The organism is Pseudoalteromonas denitrificans DSM 6059, from assembly GCF_900112265.1.
Classification (GTDB): domain Bacteria; phylum Pseudomonadota; class Gammaproteobacteria; order Enterobacterales; family Alteromonadaceae; genus Pseudoalteromonas; species Pseudoalteromonas denitrificans.
Window position 1 is genome coordinate 25,305 of sequence record NZ_FOLO01000017.1, and the last position, 22,488, is coordinate 47,792.

Sequence of the window (22,488 nt, forward strand, 5' to 3'; positions counted from 1 at the left end):
AGCCTAACCAATGAAATTTATGCTATTGGCCAAATACAAGTACGTGTCTCTGAAAACTTAAATCCGGGTAACAATAAAGCAGGCGCTATTTTAAGCAATCAAATTGCTTATACAACCAATTTAGCAACTGGACCAATTGCACCTGTCATTACTTACCTTAGAAAAAATAATGGTATTTCATGGAAAATGCTAACCGATTATACCGAGCTAAAGCATTACGAGTACACCAATGATAAAGGCCTGACTTGGTACCCAACGATTAGTAATCCACAACATATAGGACATTTAGCTTACAGTAAAGAAGAGGTCGGGATCAGAGTAAAAGCGCAAGAAAAAGAAGAAGCTATTGCAGCAGGTAGCGTTGCATGGGCATCAAGTCATGAAGATGAAAACTACCAATTTGAATTTTACCCATACACCTGGCTAAATAAAAATCATCAAACAGAAGCTTTAAACACCAATGCTTCTTGGGATAAAACAGAAACTAGCTGCATGTTAGATCATAATCAGGCTATACCCAGTTTTTGGATTAAGATTGATTCGACCACTGCCAATAAGTTAGATGAAAAAATGAATGCACTTTTAGCCAAAAAACCCTGTGGCACTCTTGACTGGTCACTCATTCCCCTCAATGAATTAATCTCTAAATCACAAGCTGGAATAAAGTCAGAGTTAGCCGATTTCAGTCACACATATAATCAATTCATTACAAAAAGTGATGCTGGAGAAACTGTTTTTGTACAAAATGGAGCTCAACTTTCAAGTTATTCCGATGGCACAGCATTACTTCAATGGCAATATCCGGGTGTGACTTCAACCTTAAATACAATAACGGCAATTGTGACTAAAATACAAACTCAAGTCACAAATGATGAGCCCAAATACAAAAATGCCCGTACTCCAGCTGATAATTTATTAACTGATTATCAAAACGCTAAGAGTATTAATAACTATCTGTTGATTAATGATAACCTAACTAGCAGCAAAACAGTGCTAGAAACAAGTCTTGAATTAATAAAACAGCATCAACTTATTATTGAAAAAGACTTTGAATTTGCACAAGTTTTAGCAAACTTTGTAACACATGACCCCTTAGCGGATGAAATACAAAAGCAAAATTCAACTGACGCAATAAGCACTATCACAACAGCGGTAACAATACAAAATGAAAGAATAACTGAACTTGCAGCTTTAATTGTACAAATAGAAAGTTTGGCACAAGTTTTAGCTAATGTTGAAGCAATACACACAGCACAAACTGAGCTAAATGCATTAACAACTAGCTTAACGCATTTTGCCACTAGCTACCCAGCTCTATTAACTGCACTTAATTCTGCGCAAACTGGTAGTGAACAACATAAACAAGCAAAGTTATTACTGAATGAATGGCATCAATTAATGGATAAATATCAAACTGCCATAGATAAACTTAATCAATATCAAGTTTTGCTCGATGCTTTACCATCAAATTTACATGCTGATGCACTTGCTGAATTACTCCTTGTTCGCAATACCCTAAATACAGCTAAAACTCACTTTAATCTGAATGATTTAACCACAGATTACCAAACGGTAAAACAAGCATTTGAAGATGCATATCAATCTGGCTATCAAATCACTATAGATAATGCTGTGATCGGAACTCACTTTGCCAAGCTCGATATCGCAGGCCATTACATTGAAGCCGATACCACATTTTATCAGGGCTGGCGATGCCTTACTGATTTAAGATATCAAGAAAGGCAAAGAGTATGGGCATTATTAAATAAAGGAACTCTTGGTAGCATAGATAATGTCGCTTATTCAGGAGGCAGTGATAAAAACCTAATGGAAGCAGGTGGTTTATTAGCGCAATATAATAGTGATGCCATTTGTAATTATACTGACTGGCAAATACCAACAATTCATTTATTAGGCTCACTGGCTACCACAAATATCAGTAAAGAAAAGTTATCCATAGACCCTGCAGTATTTCCAAATCATCAAGGTACTAACTTAGATAGCTACTATTATTGGAGTGTTCAGGCACCTAATTCAACTCAACATAGAGCTTATCAATACAACAGCCCAGTTAAAACAAGTTTCTCTAATGAACAAGATTTAGCCAATATAGGGGAGGATAACTATTTCACTTTTGCACGAGTATATAGGCAACAGAAACAACAATTGCTAGATTCAACAGGTAATGTCACCACAGATTGGGATACAGCTACGTGTGTAAAAGAGAGTTCAGGAGCTATATGGCATTTGCCAAAAACAGGTGAAATTAATACACGTTATCAAACAATCGCAAAATTAACAGGAATAGCTGAGAATGGTGGCATTGAAACAGATAACATTCCACATTTGATGAATACAGCAAGTGCACCATTATGTGGTAAAACCAACTGGCAGTTACCGACTTTGGCACAGTTATCTGACCTATACTTTTATCCACTAAATAAAACTTATTTCCAATATTGGCATACTGACAGCACTGAAAATAATGATCATAATTTTTATCTGAGCCGTGATATTAAGTCTAGCTCAAGTTATCGCTGTTTAGCGCTTAATGGAGATGCTGCTGATTGTAATAGAAAAGCATACAACGGCGCACTTATTAATCGATATTTATACATAATGATAAGTGAGCCTACAAAAGATGTACCTGACGCACCAATCAATGGCGTTGTAAATGATGGTATTGAACTAAATACCTTTGGCTGGGATTATGCTACTGGTTTTAACCAAAATAATCAGTACGAATATAGTATAAATGCTGGCTTATCATGGAAAGAGGTTACAGATAACCCGCAAAATATAAATGATAACGACTTAGCCGAAGGTGATGTTCAGGTACGTGTCAAAGGCCGCGCAGAAATATTTTTACCTACAGGAAAAGCCTTAAAGTCAACGAAAGCATTCACCCCTTCCATAGCATGTAGTGGTTATTTTAACAATGGGTTTTGTTATAACTTAGTCGCAGATGAAAAGAGCCATATCGATGCCTTAACACACTGTACTGAATTGGGATCAGGTTTACTTACAAAAGAAACAGACACTGATTTATTTTCAGTAATTACAAATGGTTTATCATTAGACAACAGTAAAAACTATTGGCTAAATGAGACTAGAAATGAAGATGCTTATACTTTTCATTATAGTAATGACAAGTGGAAAGTAGATAACTTCCCCGAGGATCGAAATAAGACCTACCCCTTTGTTTGCATTAAACTAAAAGCAGTAGCTGATGCACCAAGTAATGGTACTGTTGTTGATACAACAGATATAAATACCTTTGGCTGGGATTATGTTTCAGGCTATATAACCCCCATAGATTATGAATATAGTATTAATACAGGCAAAAATTGGATAGATGTTACTACGAATCCTCAAAGCTTAAGTGATATAAATTTAGAAATAGGGGATGTTCAGGTACGCGTAAAGGCAAAACCACAAGAGTATTTACCTGCTGGTGAAATACTAAAATCAACTCAAAAATTCTCATCTTTAAAAAATTGCACTGGGTATTTTGAAAATGGCAATTGTTATACTTTAGCAACTCCCCCTAAAAACCACACAGATGCCAGTAACCATTGCCTTGCTGAAGGTGCTGGTATGGTTTCTAAAGATGCAACAGTTGACTTTACTCAAATAGCAAATTACTTATCTTTAGAAAGTAAAAATAAATACTGGTTAAAAGAAATTGATTCATGGGGTTATGGTTATTCACTACGGGATAGTAGTGGATGGGGAGCCGATTACGCATCAATTAACATCTCAACTTCACAACCATTTATATGTGTTAAATAATCTTACATTCACTATAAGCCCAAAATTAATATTTTGGGCTGCTCATTGGTCTAAATAGTATTAAAAATAAATGTTTTCAACACATAAAAAAACGCTCATTGAAAAATGAGCGTTTTTTATAATTTATAGTCAGTTAAAATAACCAGTGAAAATAAACACCTATATGATCGCCTTTCGCTTTTACCCTTTGTGAGCTGGGTTCTGATAGAGATTGATTCATCACATTCATATTAGCGTCATAATTTATTTTGACTGCGCGTAATTCTACTAAGCTATTAAATCCCTCAAATTGATAACCAACAGATGCAATTAAGCCTGTTGCATTACTAAAGTCAGTCTTAATATCTTGCGATGTATTTTCAATCATAATATCACTAACTTTATTATTAAATTCAGCAAAATCTAGAGCCTTGCCAGTTGATTTTATATTAAAGTGGTGCGTCACACCGAGTCCAAGACGTATTTGATGATTCACTTGATAATAAGGGATTATTTCAAATTCAAATCGACTAAACTTTATATCCGGATCATTTACTTGATCCCAGTGATAGCTAGTATTAAGTTGAATATTAATCTGATCTGACAAGGCAAAATTAACCCCACCTCCCACAGCAAAAAAACCTCCAGCTTTGAGCTTTTCACTATAACTCACATCAGGCTCCGCTTCAGGGCTTGTTGCTTCGGAGACCTTTTTACCACCTCTTGCAATGATATCACCGCCATTTGTCATACCTGCAAATAATGAGTAAGTAGGTGTTGATCTTAACTGATTTTCAATTGATTGTGCGCAGGCTGTGTTTGTTACAATTAATGATGCCAAGGCTAATACCTTGGTTCCCTTATTCATTTATAAGCTTCCTAATATATTTAAAAAATGTTACGTTAAACTGCTTGGATCACGATGGAATTTTAATTGATCATCAATAAATAATGGTGCAATGATAGACTTAACTTTATTTGATAGGCTTGGCTTAATACAAAGTGCAGTACTGAAAATACCACTGGTTAAAACGCTATTACTGATCACTGAAACCGATATTACTTTTTGATTGATCTGTTTGTTTGTCAAAATATGAGAATACGCTTGTGAGCCATATTTAAATTGTCGTTCGTAATGACCAGAAGTTGCCATGGCCTGATTTTTCAAACATATACTGCCACACACTTTACTCGGCTCTAGTGGGTTTTGTATCGCAACCCTAAAGGGACTGCCATCCGGTTTACAACCCCAAGAGATCACATCACCGCCAAAATTAATAAGCCCGGAATTTATATCTAATTTTCGGCATAACGTCATAGCCTGATCAACCGCATATTCTTTAATAACCCCCCCTAAATCAAATTGTGTTTCAGGGCTTTTAAAGGTTAATATGGGTCCATTAATTGACCAACTATCCAATCCTATCGCATGCTGATACTTTTCAAACAATAAATCTAAACTCTGTAACTTATTAGATTGAGCTGCCCTTTTAAGTGTACCGGTTGTTATATCAAACAAACCTTGCGTTGCAACTGACAGCTCCCTCACGCAAGAAAAAACGGCTGCACTTTGTGTATCTAATACAACTTGCGATAAGCCGCGATTATTAATATGGTAATTAAGCCAAGAATTTTTAGCATAAAAATTATATTTTTTTTCAAGCGCTAAAGTTTGCAGTTCTATCGCGCTTGCTGCATCAATAAGCACTTTTTGATCTTCACCAATCAGCATTAACTGGCAATTAACTGTCATCGCACAAAACTCATGGCATACAGTTAATGGCAAATTTGATTTAGGGCGATTAAAAATGATAATTAATGCCTAATACAGCCCAAGTTGCAGCAAATTCATTACTTTGCTTATACCTATTTGCTGATATGTCTATTTGCCAATGTTGTGTAAGTTGATAACTCATAGTCAAAGAGAATGTTGTTGCATGATAATCTCCAAGTCTTACATCATTACTGCCATAACCTGTAGCAGCAAAGCTAACGACTGGTTCATCAGTTCCCACATCATTTGGATTAAGGTAAAAATCAGCCCCATTTTGTTCGTAATAAATAAATTCAGGTTTAATAAATAAGCCATTTATCACTTCAAAATTAAGTGAATTAGTTAAAGTATGAGAATCAATTGCCCAGTTATCAGAGTAATAACGATAACTTGATTGCCCTGTCAACCAATGCCACGGTTGATAGGCTAAACTCATTTTTGCGCCCGCAGCATTTCTTGAGTCTGGTCTGCTATCCGCCGCAAGAAAATATTCATTATTTTCTATAGACTCGCTATTATCTAAATCAATTTGTCGTAAAACAGTTAAATAATGATTACTTAAGTAGCCACTATCACGATTAATAAACAGTTTTATATCAAATGTAGATTTGGGCGATAGTACCTGAGTAAATCCAGTTTCAAAGTTAAAGCTATTCAAGGATTCTTCGGTACGAGTTTGATAACCACTTCCAAATACTAAAGTTTCATCATCAAGATAAGCCAAGCCTATATTTAATGAACGATTTTTAAATTTATCGAGATATAATAAATATGAAGCTGAAATACTATTGCTTTTATAATCATTTTCTTTTGAATGAGATACACCATAAGTCCACTCATTACGGTATCTGTCTCGTATCGTTAAAGCCCCAGTAAAAGACTTTCTGGTATCAACAAGATCAACACGTCTAATATTATACCGACTCACATCATAGGCATAACCTAAAAGCGTTTGACTTGTTAATTCCTGAGCAGCGTCTAAGCCAGGTGAGCTTGCACCTGGGTCAACTTGCCATGCAGGAGATGCTCCCGAAACACTGTCATAACCTAATGATAAATCTAAACTATAATCAACACCTAAATCTAATTTCAAACCAAGTGATGTATCACCAACATTGATTCTTTTGTCATCTTCACGATAATCCATATGGTGTAACGACAAAGTTTGTTCTGCACTGGTAACACCAGAAGCAAATACCGAACAGCCAATTACACTTAGATTTATATTTTTTTTCATCGATAATACCTATTATTTACAACCACAACCGCCACCAGCAACACCATTGCCACCTAAACTTGCTTCTTTAGAAATAAAAACTTTATTGGCAAACTTACCTAGTACAGGCGCTACGCCACCAGGTGACATCGCAGGCTCTGCTAAGGTCGCTTTTTGCCAAGGTTTTACTGTTTTATTGTTTAACAAAGAATCAATCCAGCTAAATCTTTCATTAAACCACTCACCTAAAGGACTCACTGTTGCTGCTATCGGTTTATTAATATTATTCAATTGAGAAAAACCATCTGATATAGCGGGCAATATTTGATCAGAAACGAGCAATGTTTGTTGAGTCTCTACCGGTAGTGTTGGTGTTTTTTCTGGGTATATCCGTTTATTATGATATTGAGTTACCGACTGGCTTCGCCCTTTTGTGGTAAATTTTTTTACAACTTTAGTTGTTGTGACCGATACATTTGACTTAACCAAACCCTTTGTTTGATCTTTTTCAGTTGCGTATATAGACAAACTGTTTATTAACAAACAAAAAATAGCCCCCTTCATTAACAGTTTTTGCTTCATTATTTCAATCCCAACTGCTTTAAATCGTTACTTATAACCTTTCCGATATGCGGGATCGCGCCATATCGAATACCTAATATTTTATTATTGCGAATATAATATAGTGCAGGCATGCCTATGGGTTCAAAAGCGCCGATAACTTGCTGACTTTGATCATCAACGACTCGAAAGCTCAAATTCATTTCTTTAAGAAAGTCTGCCGCAACTTTTGGATCTTCATCAACTTGAATACCAATAAATTCAACACCTTTTCCTTTTGGTTGTTGCGAAAGTTGACTTGAAAGTGCATCAACTTCAGGTAATTCAATGCGGCAAGACACACACCAGGAAGCAAAAAAGTCGACCAAAGTGATTTTATTTGGATCTAATTGCAACTGCTGACTTAATTGCGACGAAATAACATCTCCTCGCTGTAATGCATTCGTATTAAAATTAACCATAAGTAACAGTGAAATTAACCAATATTTTTTATTCATATACCTTTGCCTTAACGTATGAGCTGTAATTTTTGATTGTTAGTATCGATACCGGCTTGCTCTAACATCAAGTCGATAAGAGTGCTTAAATTGTTCAGAGGTGACATTTTGTCAGAACCTATACAGCTTTCTATATTTGAATTATTTGCAAAATCACCATATTCAATGCCATATATTTCAATGCCTTCATTTCGAATATTTTCACATATCCCTTGTTCAATCATGGCTTTAAAATCATAAGAGTAAGAACCTCCACCTTTGCCATCACCAAAAACTATAATTGCTTTGTTAGCTTTAGCACGGTATTGAGTATTATTATTCCATTCACCAGCCCATTGTTCAGAGAGCATACGTGCCCCCATAATAATGCTATGGTAATAGATAGTCATACCTACATTAGATGGCTCTATATGTTCTTGTATCCGCTTACTCACCTTAGATAAATCTTCACTTAACGGTAAAGTTGCTATATCCGGACAACCTTCTTCTATCCAAGTTGTATCCTCTGGTCGGGGTTGATAGCGAATATGCAATAAATCTTGGTAATGGGTAAATACATCTTCTGCGGTTTTATCAGCACTAGAGACTAACTCTCCGTTTATACTAGATTTGAAAGATATGGCATCTACACATTGCAGCCGATTATGAGACTCAGGTAACCAATTGGCATCTTCTACTGAAACTAAAAAGCTGAAAGGCACTAAAGCTATTCTAATATTGCCAGATTCAAAACGCTGATCTAATTGTTCAATGATATTGCTTAAAGTATTTTTTAAAGTTTCAATTGAGCTTTTTTGTGACCCTGATAAATCAATCACTAATGCAATATCGAATTGCAATTGCTTTCCTGTTCCTGCTGCTCCCTGATTCGCAACTTTAATCACATTGCTATTATTTCCGGGTAGTAAAATATAAGCAGTATCAAACCTAGACTTTACACGATAACCATTAACTTCTTTTGATATGCTGACATCATTTACATCTGCTAACCCACTATATTGATTAATAAAAGCAGTTGCAGCACTTAGGTTTTCCGTATTATTATCTAAGTTACGTTTTGCTATATACATCGCTGCGGCTTCACTTGCATTACCAAGGTGTGTTTGCGCCGCTAAAGTATTTGATAAAGTTACGCCGATACCCCCTATAAGTAATAATACGGGTATTACAAACAATGCAGCTATCACGCTAATACCTTGTTGGCGCTTAATTTTAGGGTAAGTTTGTCTAGCTAATTTCATGCATTACCTTTGAACAGTTAAACTGCGAGAATAAAGGCTAGAAAAGCTACTTGCACCACTAAAAAGCGCAAATAAACTAAAACGACCTAATGGTTGGCATAATTCAACAACATATATTCCGGGTTCATTTTCTAGTTGGTAACTTAAAACAAGAGGCAAAGCTTGATTAATGTCTGCAGTAACACGCCACTGACAACTTGCTGAACCATCACTAAATTGCGCTGTCTTTAATGGTTCGACATTTCGAATTAATGAATGCACATTAATAGCGATACCTGAGTCTTTTAATTGTGATCTAGCAATGAGGGCCAACTCTGTTACTTGTTGTTGGTTTAAGGGTTTAGGCTGATTACTTTTTATATCTAAATAATACTGCTGCCTATGACTTATAATCGTCGCTAAACTGTAGCTCAAACGGTCTAATTGTCCTTGCTGTTGAAAATAGCGACTTAAATCAAAGCTCAGTAAAATCACTAAAATTAATATGGGTAATACAAAAGCAAACTCAAGGGCAATCACACCTTGCTGCAATATTATTGGGCGTTGGTGATTCAAATTAAGCTTCATATTTGACCAATATTTCAGTATTAAAATTTAAGCTTTTTAACCAGGGGCTAAAAGTTGAAAGTGAATATTCCACCTGATATTTTGCTATTGGTGCAGTCAAGCCCGCACGATCTGAACTGGCATTATTTAACGCTAATTGTTCAGGATTTTTGAAATAGCTCACTTGTATTACTTTAATTTTATTCTTATTCAATAGTGAAGCTTTATTACGCCCTATAATTTCAATTATTTGAGCCTGATAACTGCCACTTGCTGTAGCAGTTAACTTTATTTCTCTTGCGGCTTCAGCCACAACCTGATTTAAACTCGCTCGGATCATTAATCCTCGAGCTAACTCTAATCCACTAAATACAATAAAAATTAATATTGGAAGAACAAAAGCAGTTTCAATAACCATGCTGCCTCGTTGTTTTTTTATTGATGCCATTAAGAGTCTACCTTAGCGGGTAATACTTGCTCTTTGTGACTGAATTGATAGTAATTAATATTTTGTTCTATTTGCTGTTGATTAAAGTCTTTTGCCAGTACTTGTCTAGCATAATCTTCATTACCATTTAAAGTTAATGCCAATGCTAAATTATTACGCATTTTAGCTGTACTACGTTGCTGCTGATATAAAGGTAATAACAGACTAATTGCGCTACGATATTCATGTTGCAAAATATAATTAAGCGCAAGATTATTTTTATATTCAATATTGCCCGGCTTTAATGCCAGAGCTTGAATTAGGTATTTGTGTGCACTGTGATAATCTTTTAACCAACTACAAACAATACCCATGCCATTTAGACTGGAAATATCCATATTATTTATATTAATGGCAAAACCAAAAGCGTCTTTTGCCGCATCATATTGTTGTTGGTCCATATAATTAAAACCCAGCTCACGCCAGCTTAACAAGCTATCAGGTGATATCATATTTGCTTGTTTAAGATAATGAATTGCTAACTCAGATTGACCCAAAGCCCTATAAGCCTGTGCTAATGGTACTAATAACGAAACCTTATCCGTTAAGTTATCAGGTTGATTTTTATCATAATTAGCTAACAAATTCTGATAAAGACCAATTGCACTGCGCATATCACCACTTTGCAGTGCAATATCCGCTAACGTATTGTCAGATAACTTATGCTTAATTTTATCTGGGGGTGTTTGGCAAGCACTCAAAAAAACACATATCAATGCCCATTTAAATGCCCCCACTCTTGATAATAAGAACTGCATCATTGCTTTAAAAACACTCATAAACATATTTATTGCATTCCCTTTAATGCCATAGTTAACATAGATATTTGCGGCGCAAGTATAATCACCAGTAATGGCATAAATACCAAAACCAACATAGGTAAGGTAATTTTTGAAGATAGTTTTCCAATACGCTCTTCAATTGAAAACTTTCTTAGCTCTCTCATTTCACTTGAGAAATTACGAAGTGTTTGCGCTAATGGAGAACCAAATTTTTCGGCTTGTTGTAATACCGTAACAAGTGCAGTCATTTCTGTAATTTGGGTGCGGTTCGCTAAAGCATGCAGTGCCGCTTGGCGATCTGGATTTACTTTCATATGATCTACTGTTAGTTGCCATTGACGACACAGTTGGGGATAAATATCATCTAATTGTTCACTAACCATATCTAAAGAACGCTCCAAAGTAGCGCCTGACTCTAAACAAATGACCAATAATTCCAAGCTATCTGGAAGTGCTTTAATAATCCCTGTAGTTTGTTTTTTCTTTCGATAAATAAGAAAGTTATCGGGCATGATATTAATTACAAAAGCAATGCCTGCGCACATCCAAAATGACTTCATATCAAAGTTATTGTTCATTAAAAAAAAGATACCTGCGCTAATAAAAGCGACTGCTGCAATACTGAATTTGATTAATAAAAAATAACGTATGGCCTTGGTGTGATAAAAACCAGCGGCTTGTAAGTTATTACGTATTTTTTCAATTTCTTTCGCAAACCATTTATTTTCATTTTCTTTATCAAATAACTGATTTTGTTTTTTATTTTTATTGTGTATATCTTCATTTAAGTACCGAGTAATTCTTTCTTGCTGTCGCTGTTGCTGTAATCCTTTACGAGATAAAAATATCGCCGAAATAGAACCGCCTATAAAAAGCGCTAAACTAAACCACCACCATGGATCACTCCAGATATGACTCATTGCATTACCCATTTCCATTTTATTAACTCCGCTAATAATCAATTTTGGTCATTTTGTTTATCAACAACAGGCCAATAGTGATACTGATAGCAGCATAGGCCGATACCAGTTGTCCGGCTTCTTGATAAAATAAATAATCAAAAATATGCGGTGCCTGAAACCAAAAGAGTAATAAAAATAAAGGAGGCAGCAAGGCGATAATTTTTGCTGATACTCTAGGCTCAGCTGTCATAGACATAAGCTTTTGTTGCATTGCTTTTCGTTCATGTAGGTTTGCCATTAATTGATGCAAGACAAAAGTTAATTGCCCGCCTGAGTTTTGATTCAACAGTAATGTCACAGTGAAAAATTTAAAACTGGGTAAATCTACTCGTAATGATGCATCTGTTAATGCATCTTCTAAGGTTATGCCTATGGCTAACAAGTCTGTAATGCGTTTAAAAACATCTGGAACAGGTCCTTGCATATCCTTAGTTACATGTGCCATAGCAGCAGATACTGTTACACCAGCACTAATTGCACGGCTGATAGTTGCAATTGCAACTGGAAAGTCTTCTTCAAATACAGCGCGTTGGCGTTTTAGCAAAGAATTAAAAATTAAAAAACTAAAAAACAAATAACTTAATATAATGATGACTATTTGCCAGCCCAGAGCAAATGAGCTTGTCAAATATACAGCAGGGAAAATACTCACTAATGCAATGGCTATTAGTTTTATTGCAAACTGAGTACTTATAACTGAAGCCAACTTTTGCTGACTTAAATACAACCAAAGTTGCCACCCTTTTTGATATTTATTAACATTAAATAGTTGAGTTTGATCCGTTTCACTGTCAGATGAGGGTGTTAAAGTCAGGTAGCGATTTAATCGTGACTCCAATAATCCTTTTTGACGAGACAAATTTTTCATTGCAAAAGTCGTAAAAACTAAAATCAAAACTAATGCTATAAATAAAAAGATCATGCAGCCTCCAGTAGCTGCAAAATCGATTGCTCTAAACCGTAATAACGTATTTTATCTAAACAATGAGGTTGAATTTTATGATTAATAAAAGAGCCTGTTAGTTTTCCTTTATTATTTTCGCCCTGATATTGATAACTAAATAAGTCTTGTACTAATAATGTTTCCCCTTCTAGACCAACAAGTTCACTAATACTCGTAATACGACGTTTACCATCACGCATTCTGCTAACGTGCACTATAATATCTATCGCCGAGTTCATTTGTCGCTTAAGGGCAAGAGATGGCATATTGACTTGTCCCATCAGTAACATGTTCTCTAATCGAGTCAAAGCATCTCGTGATGAATTAGCATGTAAGGTTGACATAGAGCCGTCATGACCTGTATTCATAGCCTGCATCATTTCAAATGCTTCTTCACCTCGGACCTCACCAACGATAATGCGGTCAGGTCGCATTCTAAGTGCATTTTTCAACAAGTCTCGTAAGGTCACTTCACTATTGCCTTCGATACTTTTAGGGCGACTTTCTAATGTCACCACATGCCCTTGTTGTAATTTAAGCTCTGCGGCATCTTCTATCGTTACAATACGCTCTTGTGAATCTATTTGGTGTGATAAAGCATTGAGTAAGGTTGTTTTACCAGCACCAGTCCCCCCTGAAACAAGAATATTTAAACGACAATGACTGGCTATTTTTAAAAATGTCATCATGTCATCTGACATAGCCCCGCGTTGCGCTAAATGCGCCAGCTGCAAACTTACTTTTGAAAATTTACGGATTGAAATGCTGGTACCTGATAAGCTCAATGGGGGGATAACAATATTTACTCGGCTACCATCACTTAAACGTGCGTCAACCATAGGATTTGTTTCATCAATACGACGTCCTATTGCCGAAGCGATACGTCTTGCAACATGTAACAAGTGATTTTCATCACGAAACTTAAAGCTGCTTAGACTTAGCTTTCCATCTCGTTCCACATATATTTTTTGATAACCATTAATTAAAATATCATTAATTGTGGGATCATCAAGTAAGGTTTGCAATGGCCCTAAACCCAACATATCTGCAAGTAGCAATTCGGCAACTTGCTGTTGAGCCTGGTAAGTGAGTGGCAATCGCTGTTGATTCGCAATTGCTGTAACAGCCTCTAAAATACGCTGTGCCAATTCATCCTGACTTAACTTAGTAGCAACTCCAGGATCTATACTATTAAATATTTGTTCACGAACAATATCATAGGCTTGCTCATCTATATCAAGGTCGCTCACAATCGCATTATTAAGACGGGTATTTTTTACCACAGTTTCATGTTCTGCTACTTTACGGCCAAACATTAATAACCTCGACTAAGTGATTTAGATGACGTTTTTTTAGTCAATATCGATAAATATTTAAATAAACCATTTTTTTTAGGTTTGCTTATTCCTAAAATATCTTCACTGAGTAAGTTTAAGCTACGGCCAATTGCATGGCGGTCACTTAATAATGACTGACCTAACTCAGCAGCTTTTAGTGCAACTTTAGGTGCATAAGGCAATACATGATCAAACTTTCTACCTAAGCTTTGTTCCATTTGCATTTGATCTAACATCACATCACGAGGCGCATAAATTTGATTTAAGACCAATAATGTTCGTTGACCATACTGTCGTTCACCTAGTTGTGACAATAACGCCTTACATTGCCTAAGCCCTGCCATAGTAGGAGCACAGACTAAAATTTGAATATCAGCGCCAATTAAAGTATCTGATATTCCTTGCTGGTTTAATAAGTGCGAAGGTAAATCCCATAATAAATAGTTATATTCTTCACTCAGTACATGACGTAATTTTTGATAACTGGCCGCATCAAAGTCTTGCCTCTGACCCATAGATTTTAATAAAAATAATCGTTCTGAAATTTGCTGGCATGCTCTTTCTATAAATATTTTATCTATGCTATTTTGCTCACTGAGCAAGTTCATCAAGCCAAAGCCAGCGTTAGAATCAAGTAATAAATCTAAATCACCGCCATAACAATCAAGATCTGTGATCAATGTTTGTGCACCATGTAGCGCGAGCGCTCGACCAATATTTGCAATAAGGGTTGATACGCCAACGCCACCACTACAGCCTGTAATTGCAATTTGTTTAGCATTACGTGTATTTTGATGTTTAATTTGACCGCTAGCACGCCCTATTGCATGAACTAACTGCTCCTGATTTAGCGGTTTACATAAATAATCATCCACGCCCATTTCTTTAAGTTCACGATATAAATCAACCGACACATCATTGCCAATCACTATGACTCGGGTTCCAGGTTCACATACAGTTGCTAACGTAGTGATCGCAGCTAAAGGCTCATCTTCTGTTTGAATATCAACAATTAAAACGTGTGGAGATACATGGTTGCGTAAATGCTCTATCGCTTTTTGTACCCCACCGATTATAATTTTTTGCAACTCTGTTGCAGGAAAATGCGTAAATACTTTATCAACCAATAACTCACTGGCCTTATCACTTACAAAAGCTGTTAAACCTGACTGTTCACTTGATTCAGATAGACCTATATTGCTCTGTGTTGTTTGATAACTCATTCGATTCCCTGCGTAACATCAGTAAGTGAAATCTTATTATTTTGTTCTGTGCCTTCACGGTACTTCACAACATCATTGACATTTTTAACACCATCGGCAGGTGCCAGTGCAGCGCCACGAATTAATTGAGCTGGATCTGAAATCATCATGGCTAAATTTCGAGTGGTTGCGCACCCTAAATCAGCACGCGGATCAGACTTACAACTTGGCGCTACTGCTCTGAAATATTCACTAATAATTTCAACAACTTCTGGTTTAGCATCATTTGAAATCTTAAAAACCAACTTATCTGATGCGATACCAAAACCAAGTAATAATTTACTTAGCTGAGCCTGATGCAAAGTCAAAGTAGATTGCGTCGCAGTAACTAAAATACGCTGTTTATAGCTTGTTCCCTGATTAAATATAAATAAATTGAGGGCTTGTTTTTGCTTATCATCTAAACCTGAATATTTAACATCAGTGAATGATATTTGGCTATTGAGTAACTCTAATCCAATAGCTTTCAAACCTGTATTAGACGGTGAATTAGTATAACTCTCAATATTGGTACAACCGGATAGTGATATCATGGCGGCAACAAGTAATGTTAAAAGTTTAATTTTCATAACACTCTCCTTAATAATAAAAGCCGTTGTCACCAAGTAAGCGAGGCTGGTCTTCATCTATTTGTAATGCAGGCATTACTGTTTCTTGCTGCCATGTCATATTAAATAAACGCTCTAAATCACTATAAGGCTTATAGTTATCAGTAGGTAAAGTTAGATTTTTATCTCTGGATGGCTGCACCACATAAGCTTCTGCGATAATCACTAATTCAGTTTCTTTACGTTCAAAACCTGTAGAGCGAAACAATGCCCCCAACACAGGAATATCACCTAAAAATGGAAACTTACTCACTGTATTGTTTTCGTCATGCATTAATAAACCAGCCAACATAAAACTTTCGCCACTGGCCAGCTCCACTGTGGTATCTGCACGATTAACCTTAATTCCAGGGACTGCTAAACCGCCAACAGCTAAACCCGTGTTAACATCTAAACTACTCACCTCTGGTTGAATTTTAAGGCTAATACGTTGATCACTGAGTACTGTGGGAGTGATATTTAATAAAACACCATATTTTTTATATTGAACTAATATTTGACCATTTTGGTTTTGACTGACAGGAAGCGGATATTCCCCACCGGCTAAGAATGATGCCGTTTCACCAGATAAGGATGTTAAGTTTGGTTCAGCTAATAGTTTGGCTGCACCTTCTTTAGCCAAAGCATCGAGCATTATTGAGTGTGAGTTAAGTTTAAGACCAAATATTTTATTCAAGCTACCCGCAATATCAACACCGACCACTTTATCCATCATCTGATTAAGGTCTAATTCAGAAGTATTACTTGTATGATTAACCCAACCTACATTTTTTAAACCTAGCATATCATCGCCAGGATGCAGTCCAAGTTTTGTTGTAACACTACGTGATACTTCGGCAATTCTTACTCTAATATTAACTTGATTAGGTAAAGTTACCGCCAATTGGTTAATAGGTTCTGGCGGCTCACCTTCCTCTGATGAAAACATCATGTAACTTCGAGATAATGCAACAATGTTTGCAGCAACTAACGCTGTAGGCGCAGTTCCTTGTAATAATAGCTGCCCATTATTTGATACTGCTTTAACTCTTGCTTCGGGGTAAAGCGTAGTAATTTGTTCATTCAGCTCTATAGTATCGTGCTGAACTTTTATTTTATCTTCAAAAATGACGCTACCCGCAGCATCAAGCGCATATAAATTAGTACTACCTGGTTTTAGTCCAAAAACAAAAATTTTATCACTGGCGGGAACCTGATAATTTGCTATATCAGGATTTGCAACAAAAATGGTTTTTGCATTACTCGGTAACTGAATTAAATACCCTTCACTTACAGTTATATCTAACGCGCTTACGCAATAACTTATACCAGTAAACAAGAACAAGAACGCCTGAAAATACTTCGCCATTTTAGTTCTCTTCCTTATATTTATAATTTGTCACTAACTGATATTTACCTTTCATTAAAACCATATTTGCACGATCTGTTCGGCTATTGAATTGAGTTAATACATCTGAAAAAGTAGTTGCTTTTGGTTTTATTTGTTGTTCTCTTAATAGGTTTTTTTTATTCACACTTCGCAGTAACAAACTGAGTTGTCCTAATTCCTGGGCTAACGCTAATTGCTCAGCTTCAAGGGTGCTCACTTCAAGCGTTACTGTACTTTGCTCATTAAATTTTTCAGCCTGATGTTTACCTTCTTTGATTTGATCTTGGCGTTCAATTTTACGGTCAACAGCCAGTAACCTAACATTACTCACTAATTGTCTGGCAGAACCACTTGAGGCAATCAACCAGTTATCCTGATCAGCGCGTTTTTTAAGATGATGATAAAACATCACATCAACACGATCCCCTGGTCGAATTAAGCCTGCGATCGCCGCTTTTGCATCAACTTTAATAGCGATTGCACGTTTATCATGATCTAAAACACTGGTTAAAAAATCACTGTCATTAGGTGAAACCATATCGTCGAAATGTAAATAGTTACCGCTTTTTAATGCATGGCGCGTTATGCTGGTCTCAAAACTGTTAAGTTTAAAATCTTTTTTTATTATTACGCCAACGAGACTATTAGCATGAGATTGCGATATTAACTTCCAGCTAACTTGATTACTTTTTAATGCTTGGCCAATTTCAATATCACTGTTTATTGTTAGCACAGAAACTTGAGGCTCAATTATTTTCTCTTCAACCTTAGGGGAATTTACATTTGTCATCTGCCAATAAATCCCGACTAACCCGGTCAAAGTTAAACAAAAGGTCAAATATATTATGTGTTTTGTTGATAACATCTAGAAACAATATTCCTATATCAATAAAATTGTGGCGCTTGCAGTTATGGCAATTCCATAAGGCAAGGTCGTTATTTTTTTATGCGCTAAAAGCTTAGAAGTAAATAAAACAACAATTTGGTTATACAAAATACTTAACCCAGCTAAAAAACCACCAAACATGGTCATTAAGATTAAAAAAGTAACTAAATTATTTGGTGTAAACCATATAGATAGAGAAGCGATTAATTTAATATCTCCACCACCTAAACAACCCAACCTATAAATAAAGCAACCCAGAATAAAAACCAGAAATACATAAAATATACGTAATAATACAATTTCCGGTTTATACTCCATTGGTTGGATAATTAAATTCAAAAAACCTAGTGCTAATATCAATAAACAGAAACAGTTAGGTAATTTTCTATAACGAATATCGCTATAGCAGCACAAACACAAAAGAAGGAGCAATGACCAATAAGTTATGCTCGCAATTAATTCAATCAAGATTTATCTTCTGTAGCGCATTATTTAAATGAAATAACTTTAATTACCTGAAGTTAATGCTGTGATTTTAGTTTTGATAGATTCAAAAGTTTGCTCAATAATGGCACTTAAACCATCAGCGCCACCAAAAGAGGCAACTAACAAACCAACAATTATTGCAGCTAAAACAGCATACTCTATAGAAGATACACCACGTTGATCTTTAATAAATGATTTTAAATATGACATTTTTCGTTTCCATTAAATTAACATTAACGCAATTGCGAATGAGATCGATTATTGTTTCGAGCGCATTCTACTTATTTAATAAAAGATTGCAAACATAATTATTTATGAATTTAGGCGATCTATGATCCCTGCCATTTTTTATGATCTTTTTAAATAAATAACTTTAAGATATTAAGAGGTGATTGAAAAAGTAGTTGATATTAAGTTGCTCGATTTAATAGCGTTCAGATATAATCTCGCACAATATTCACATTTAAAACGATTAACAATGTACATCAATCCTAACTGGAGAATTTTAACCGTAGGTGATGGTGATTTATCATTTTCAGCTTCTTTATTAAATTATTACAAACCTAAAAAATTGACGGCGACTATTTTTGATTCTCATAAAGTGTTAAATCAAAAATATGGCGATGAGTTTTTTCAAGTTTTGCAAAAGCAAGGTTGTGATGTACTGACCAATTTTGATGTGACAAATAAAAATACTTGGTCACATTTAAAACCTCAAAATTATGATTTAGTTATATTTCAGTTTCCATTAATTCCTGCTTTTTCATCTAAAGAAGATTTTCAAAAGCAATGTAAAGATGTTAACCATCATATTTCTGTTAATACTTTAAATAGACATTTATTACGTCATTTTTTAGTTTATTCTTTTCGCTATTTTTTAGACCCAAAAGGTGAAAACTTATGTTATATCACCTCTAAAGATGTGAAACCTTATAGAGAGTGGGATATTGAAAACGCGTTATTAATTGGGCTTAAGCCAAGTGATATGCCGATTAATTATTTGGGACAAATGAAGTTTGATATCAATAATTTTCCAGGTTACCGTATTCGCAACGTAGACAGAGATAAACATGTTAAAGATACACAGGGGAATACCTATGTCTGGAGTAACAAAAACTATGAAACTTTAAATGAAAAGCTAACAATTCCTGATTATATAAACCCTGATTTATCAGACAAATATTGTACTTATTGCCGTGTAGGGCCGTTTTTTTCGGATCAAGATAAAGTAGAACATTCGCATTCTAAACGTCATAAAAAAATGTCCGAATACGAACAACAATGGCTACAAAGTTTAAATTTAGTTTAAGTTACATTTTACTCTTAACACGATTTGTTGCTTGAGCCGTTGAAGGGTCATCAGGCCAAAAATGCTTTGGATATCTCCCCTTCATTTCTTTTTGAATTTCTTTATAGCTTCCTTGCCAAAAGGTGGATAAATCTTGTGTAAGTTGCAAAGGACGTTTTGCGGGGGATAACAGTTCCATCAATAAAGGTAGCTTTCCTTGTGCTAACATAGGAGTGTTTGCTAAACCAAATACCTCCTGCATGCGAACGGCTAACTTTGCAGGACCATCTAGTTGATAGTTAATTCGAACATTAGAACCACTGGGTACTTTAATTCTAAAAGGCAATAAAATATCTAATGCACTTTGCATTTGCCAATCAAAAATATTTTTTAATGCCTCATAATAATTGAATTTTTTTAACTGCTCTAACTTTTTAATATCCGTTAAATATGGCGCAAGCCAAATATCTAAACTCGCTAATAAACAGTCTTTATTGATCTCACAATACTGATCAGGATAAAATTTAGCGGCCAAAAACATTCGTATAAATAACTGTTCAGCCTCTTTATTTTCTACAAATAAATCTAATCCTCGTTTTTCAATTAAATCTAACCAGGCTGATGTTCTCAATCTTTGATCTATGCCTGCATGATTTTGTTTTGCTTCAACAGTGATTGCACCAAGCATAATACGGTTTTCATGAATAAATCGCCCTGCTTTTTCATCAAATTCACATACTTCTTTTTCATTAAATAAATGGGGTAAAGCTAATTCAAGTGAAATCATGTCACAGGGAGTTGCGCTAAAAATTCGACTACCTTTTGCGCCACCCATTTGTGCAATAGCAATAAATTCATCATCATGCCAATAATTATCAGATAAATCAGCTCCGGCACCATTTGCAAGTAAATATCCTTGGCCACGTTTTTTTGCAACTCTGTCAGGATAAGCCAAAGCTAATAATATATTTAAATGTGATAACGCTAATTCATGTACTGGTTTTAGTTTTAACCTTGATAACCAATAAGTTAATTGCTTTTTAAATACAGGGTGCGGGTTTGTCATTTGGCTATTAAGTGCCACTGACAACTCATCACTGGTTTTTACTCTACTTTCAATTAAAGAAATTAAATACACCGCTAACAAGCTAATGCCAGGGTGGCTTGACTCTAATACCTCTGCTTTTATTAACATATGCGCTAATCGAATATCAGTGCCAAAGTTAAGTATTTTTTGACCTGTGTTGGTTAACTTACATTTTATGTCTGTTGCTTCAAGCATCAGCAATAATTTTTCAGCTTGTACTACTTGCCCTGAGCTTGGCATATCAAGCAAGCACAACTCATTTATATTAGCCCCCCATTGTTTTGCTTCTAATACAAAATTACTGATATCAGAACTTAAAACTTCAGGTATATCATGAGTATTTCGACGCTCAAACGTTTGCCTTGAGCCTAACCTATATACGATACCTGCTTCAATTCTCCCTGCTCGTCCTGCTCTTTGCACCGCAGATGATTGCGAAATATTACTTGTAATTAGCTCAGTAACACCTGTTTTTAAATTAAATTTTGCGGCACGCTTTTTACCACTATCAATCACAATGCGAATACCTGAAATCGTTAAACTGGTTTCTGCCACATTAGTTGTTAATACAACTTTTCGTTTACCGATTTCTGCTGGTTTTATTGCCTGCTGCTGGATGTGTTTATTTTGCTCACCAAACAAGCTAAATACCGATACTGTTTCATCTAAATCAGTAAGGTTACGTGCGACAAAGTTAATTTCTTTTTGCCCAGGTAAAAATACCAAAAGACTACCAGTTTGCTCTGCGAGTGCCTGTTTAATAATACGAGGAATTTGCGCTAACCAACGTGTTTCATCCTTTAATGGGATATAAACTTCATTAATTGGAAAGCTTCGTCCCTCACTGGTAAGTACAGGGCAGATATGATCAAAAGATAATAGCTTTTCTGTGATATGTGTTGCATCTAAGGTCGCAGACATTATAAGTATTTTTAAGTCTTCACGTAGTGCTGATTGTGTTTCAAGTGCAAAGGCAAGTGCCATATCAGCTGCAATTGATCGCTCATGAAACTCGTCAAATATAATTAAATCTATGCCTGTTAGCTCGGGATCATTTTGCAACATGCGTGTTAGCATGCCTTCTGTGACAATTTCTAATTTAGTCTGGGGGCTTACCTGTTTTTCCTGACGTATTCTGAGGCCGATACTTTGCCCCACATTCTCATTTTGACATTGAGCTAAATAACTCGCAATGTTACGCGCTGCTAAACGCCTTGGCTCTAACATTATGATATGTTTAAAGTGATTATCTCTTATAAGTTGCAGTGGTAACCAAGTTGATTTACCGGCTCCAGGAGGTGCCTGTAAAAGCGCCATAGAATTATTGCTTAGTGTTTCAACTAATGAGGGATAAATTTCTTCAACAGGTAACAAGGTTCTTCAAC

General features: G+C 35.6%; 20 protein-coding genes and 1 pseudogene. 2 read left to right on the forward strand and 19 right to left on the reverse strand.

The window, feature by feature from the left end; translation table 11 throughout:
- Positions 1–3,792 (forward strand): annotated as a pseudogene (locus BM088_RS12060) (DUF1566 domain-containing protein); the annotation flags it as partial.
- Positions 3,793–3,925: 133 nt separating this feature from the next.
- Here BM088_RS12060 and BM088_RS12065 read toward each other — a convergent pair.
- Genes BM088_RS12065 through BM088_RS12150 form a run of 18 tightly spaced genes read right to left on the reverse strand, consistent with a single transcriptional unit; the run spans position 3,926 to position 18,938 of the window.
- Positions 3,926–4,639 carry a hypothetical protein gene (locus tag BM088_RS12065; protein ID WP_091984073.1) on the reverse strand — a complete coding sequence of 238 codons (714 nt, stop codon included), beginning with the start codon at positions 4,637–4,639 and terminating at the stop codon, positions 3,926–3,928.
- Positions 4,640–4,669: 30 nt separating this feature from the next.
- Complete coding sequence (locus BM088_RS12070; RefSeq protein ID WP_091984075.1) at positions 4,670–5,524, reverse strand: FAD:protein FMN transferase; 855 nt, start codon at positions 5,522–5,524, stop codon at positions 4,670–4,672.
- 49 nt (positions 5,525–5,573) lie between these two features.
- On the reverse strand, positions 5,574–6,782 hold the full coding sequence (locus BM088_RS12075; protein ID WP_091984077.1) for a DUF3570 domain-containing protein: 1,209 nt from the start codon (positions 6,780–6,782) through the stop codon (positions 5,574–5,576).
- Positions 6,783–6,794: 12 nt separating this feature from the next.
- Entirely contained in the window at positions 6,795–7,343 is a 549-nt protein-coding gene (locus BM088_RS12080; protein WP_091984080.1) for a DUF4266 domain-containing protein, read from the reverse strand.
- Positions 7,343–7,819 carry a TlpA family protein disulfide reductase gene (locus BM088_RS12085; protein ID WP_091984082.1) on the reverse strand — a complete coding sequence of 159 codons (477 nt, stop codon included), beginning with the start codon at positions 7,817–7,819 and terminating at the stop codon, positions 7,343–7,345. Before BM088_RS12085 ends, BM088_RS12080 begins: the two co-directional genes overlap by 1 nt.
- An 11-nt stretch (positions 7,820–7,830) precedes the next feature.
- Positions 7,831–9,060, reverse strand: a complete 1,230-nt coding sequence (locus BM088_RS12090) for a TadE/TadG family type IV pilus assembly protein (protein WP_091984085.1) — start codon at positions 9,058–9,060, stop codon at positions 7,831–7,833.
- 3 nt (positions 9,061–9,063) lie between these two features.
- Positions 9,064–9,627, reverse strand: coding sequence for a tight adherence pilus pseudopilin TadF (tadF, locus tag BM088_RS12095; RefSeq protein ID WP_091984088.1), 564 nt, complete (start codon positions 9,625–9,627; stop codon positions 9,064–9,066).
- The gene (locus tag BM088_RS12100; protein WP_091984091.1) at positions 9,617–10,054 is read right to left on the reverse strand and encodes a TadE/TadG family type IV pilus assembly protein; all 438 of its coding nucleotides are present in this window, start codon (positions 10,052–10,054) and stop codon (positions 9,617–9,619) included. The genes tadF and BM088_RS12100 overlap by 11 nt, the downstream gene beginning before the upstream one ends.
- On the reverse strand, positions 10,054–10,878 hold the full coding sequence (locus BM088_RS12105; RefSeq protein WP_091984094.1) for a tetratricopeptide repeat protein: 825 nt from the start codon (positions 10,876–10,878) through the stop codon (positions 10,054–10,056). Before BM088_RS12105 ends, BM088_RS12100 begins: the two co-directional genes overlap by 1 nt.
- A 2-nt stretch (positions 10,879–10,880) precedes the next feature.
- Positions 10,881–11,813 (reverse strand): type II secretion system F family protein, encoded by a 933-nt coding sequence (locus BM088_RS12110; RefSeq protein ID WP_143085070.1) that lies wholly within the window; start codon positions 11,811–11,813, stop codon positions 10,881–10,883.
- 13 nt (positions 11,814–11,826) lie between these two features.
- On the reverse strand, positions 11,827–12,759 hold the full coding sequence (locus BM088_RS12115) for a type II secretion system F family protein (RefSeq protein WP_091984098.1): 933 nt from the start codon (positions 12,757–12,759) through the stop codon (positions 11,827–11,829).
- Positions 12,756–14,096, reverse strand: coding sequence for a TadA family conjugal transfer-associated ATPase (locus BM088_RS12120; protein WP_091984101.1), 1,341 nt, complete (start codon positions 14,094–14,096; stop codon positions 12,756–12,758). Before BM088_RS12120 ends, BM088_RS12115 begins: the two co-directional genes overlap by 4 nt.
- Positions 14,096–15,340 carry a CpaE/TadZ family protein gene (locus BM088_RS12125; protein WP_091984103.1) on the reverse strand — a complete coding sequence of 415 codons (1,245 nt, stop codon included), beginning with the start codon at positions 15,338–15,340 and terminating at the stop codon, positions 14,096–14,098. The genes BM088_RS12120 and BM088_RS12125 overlap by 1 nt, the downstream gene beginning before the upstream one ends.
- A complete protein-coding gene (locus BM088_RS12130) occupies positions 15,337–15,948 on the reverse strand; it encodes a CpaD family pilus assembly lipoprotein (protein WP_177208028.1) in 612 nt (203 codons plus the stop codon). The genes BM088_RS12125 and BM088_RS12130 overlap by 4 nt, the downstream gene beginning before the upstream one ends.
- Positions 15,949–15,958: 10 nt before the next feature.
- On the reverse strand, positions 15,959–17,335 hold the full coding sequence (locus tag BM088_RS12135; RefSeq protein WP_091984108.1) for a type II and III secretion system protein family protein: 1,377 nt from the start codon (positions 17,333–17,335) through the stop codon (positions 15,959–15,961).
- 1 nt (position 17,336) lies between these two features.
- On the reverse strand, positions 17,337–18,221 hold the full coding sequence (cpaB, locus tag BM088_RS12140) for a Flp pilus assembly protein CpaB (protein ID WP_091984111.1): 885 nt from the start codon (positions 18,219–18,221) through the stop codon (positions 17,337–17,339).
- A gap of 15 nt (positions 18,222–18,236) precedes the next feature.
- Positions 18,237–18,710, reverse strand: coding sequence for an A24 family peptidase (locus BM088_RS12145; RefSeq protein WP_177208030.1), 474 nt, complete (start codon positions 18,708–18,710; stop codon positions 18,237–18,239).
- Between the two features lie 39 nt (positions 18,711–18,749).
- Entirely contained in the window at positions 18,750–18,938 is a 189-nt protein-coding gene (locus tag BM088_RS12150; protein ID WP_091984116.1) for a Flp family type IVb pilin, read from the reverse strand.
- Positions 18,939–19,206: 268 nt separating this feature from the next.
- On the opposite strand from BM088_RS12150, the gene BM088_RS12155 reads away from it, so the two are divergent.
- Complete coding sequence (locus tag BM088_RS12155) at positions 19,207–20,037, forward strand: class I SAM-dependent methyltransferase (RefSeq protein WP_091984257.1); 831 nt, start codon at positions 19,207–19,209, stop codon at positions 20,035–20,037.
- A gap of 1 nt (position 20,038) precedes the next feature.
- Here BM088_RS12155 and hrpB read toward each other — a convergent pair whose 3' ends face one another.
- The gene (gene hrpB / locus BM088_RS12160; protein ID WP_091984119.1) at positions 20,039–22,477 is read right to left on the reverse strand and encodes an ATP-dependent helicase HrpB; all 2,439 of its coding nucleotides are present in this window, start codon (positions 22,475–22,477) and stop codon (positions 20,039–20,041) included.
- Positions 22,478–22,488 lie beyond the last annotated feature (11 nt).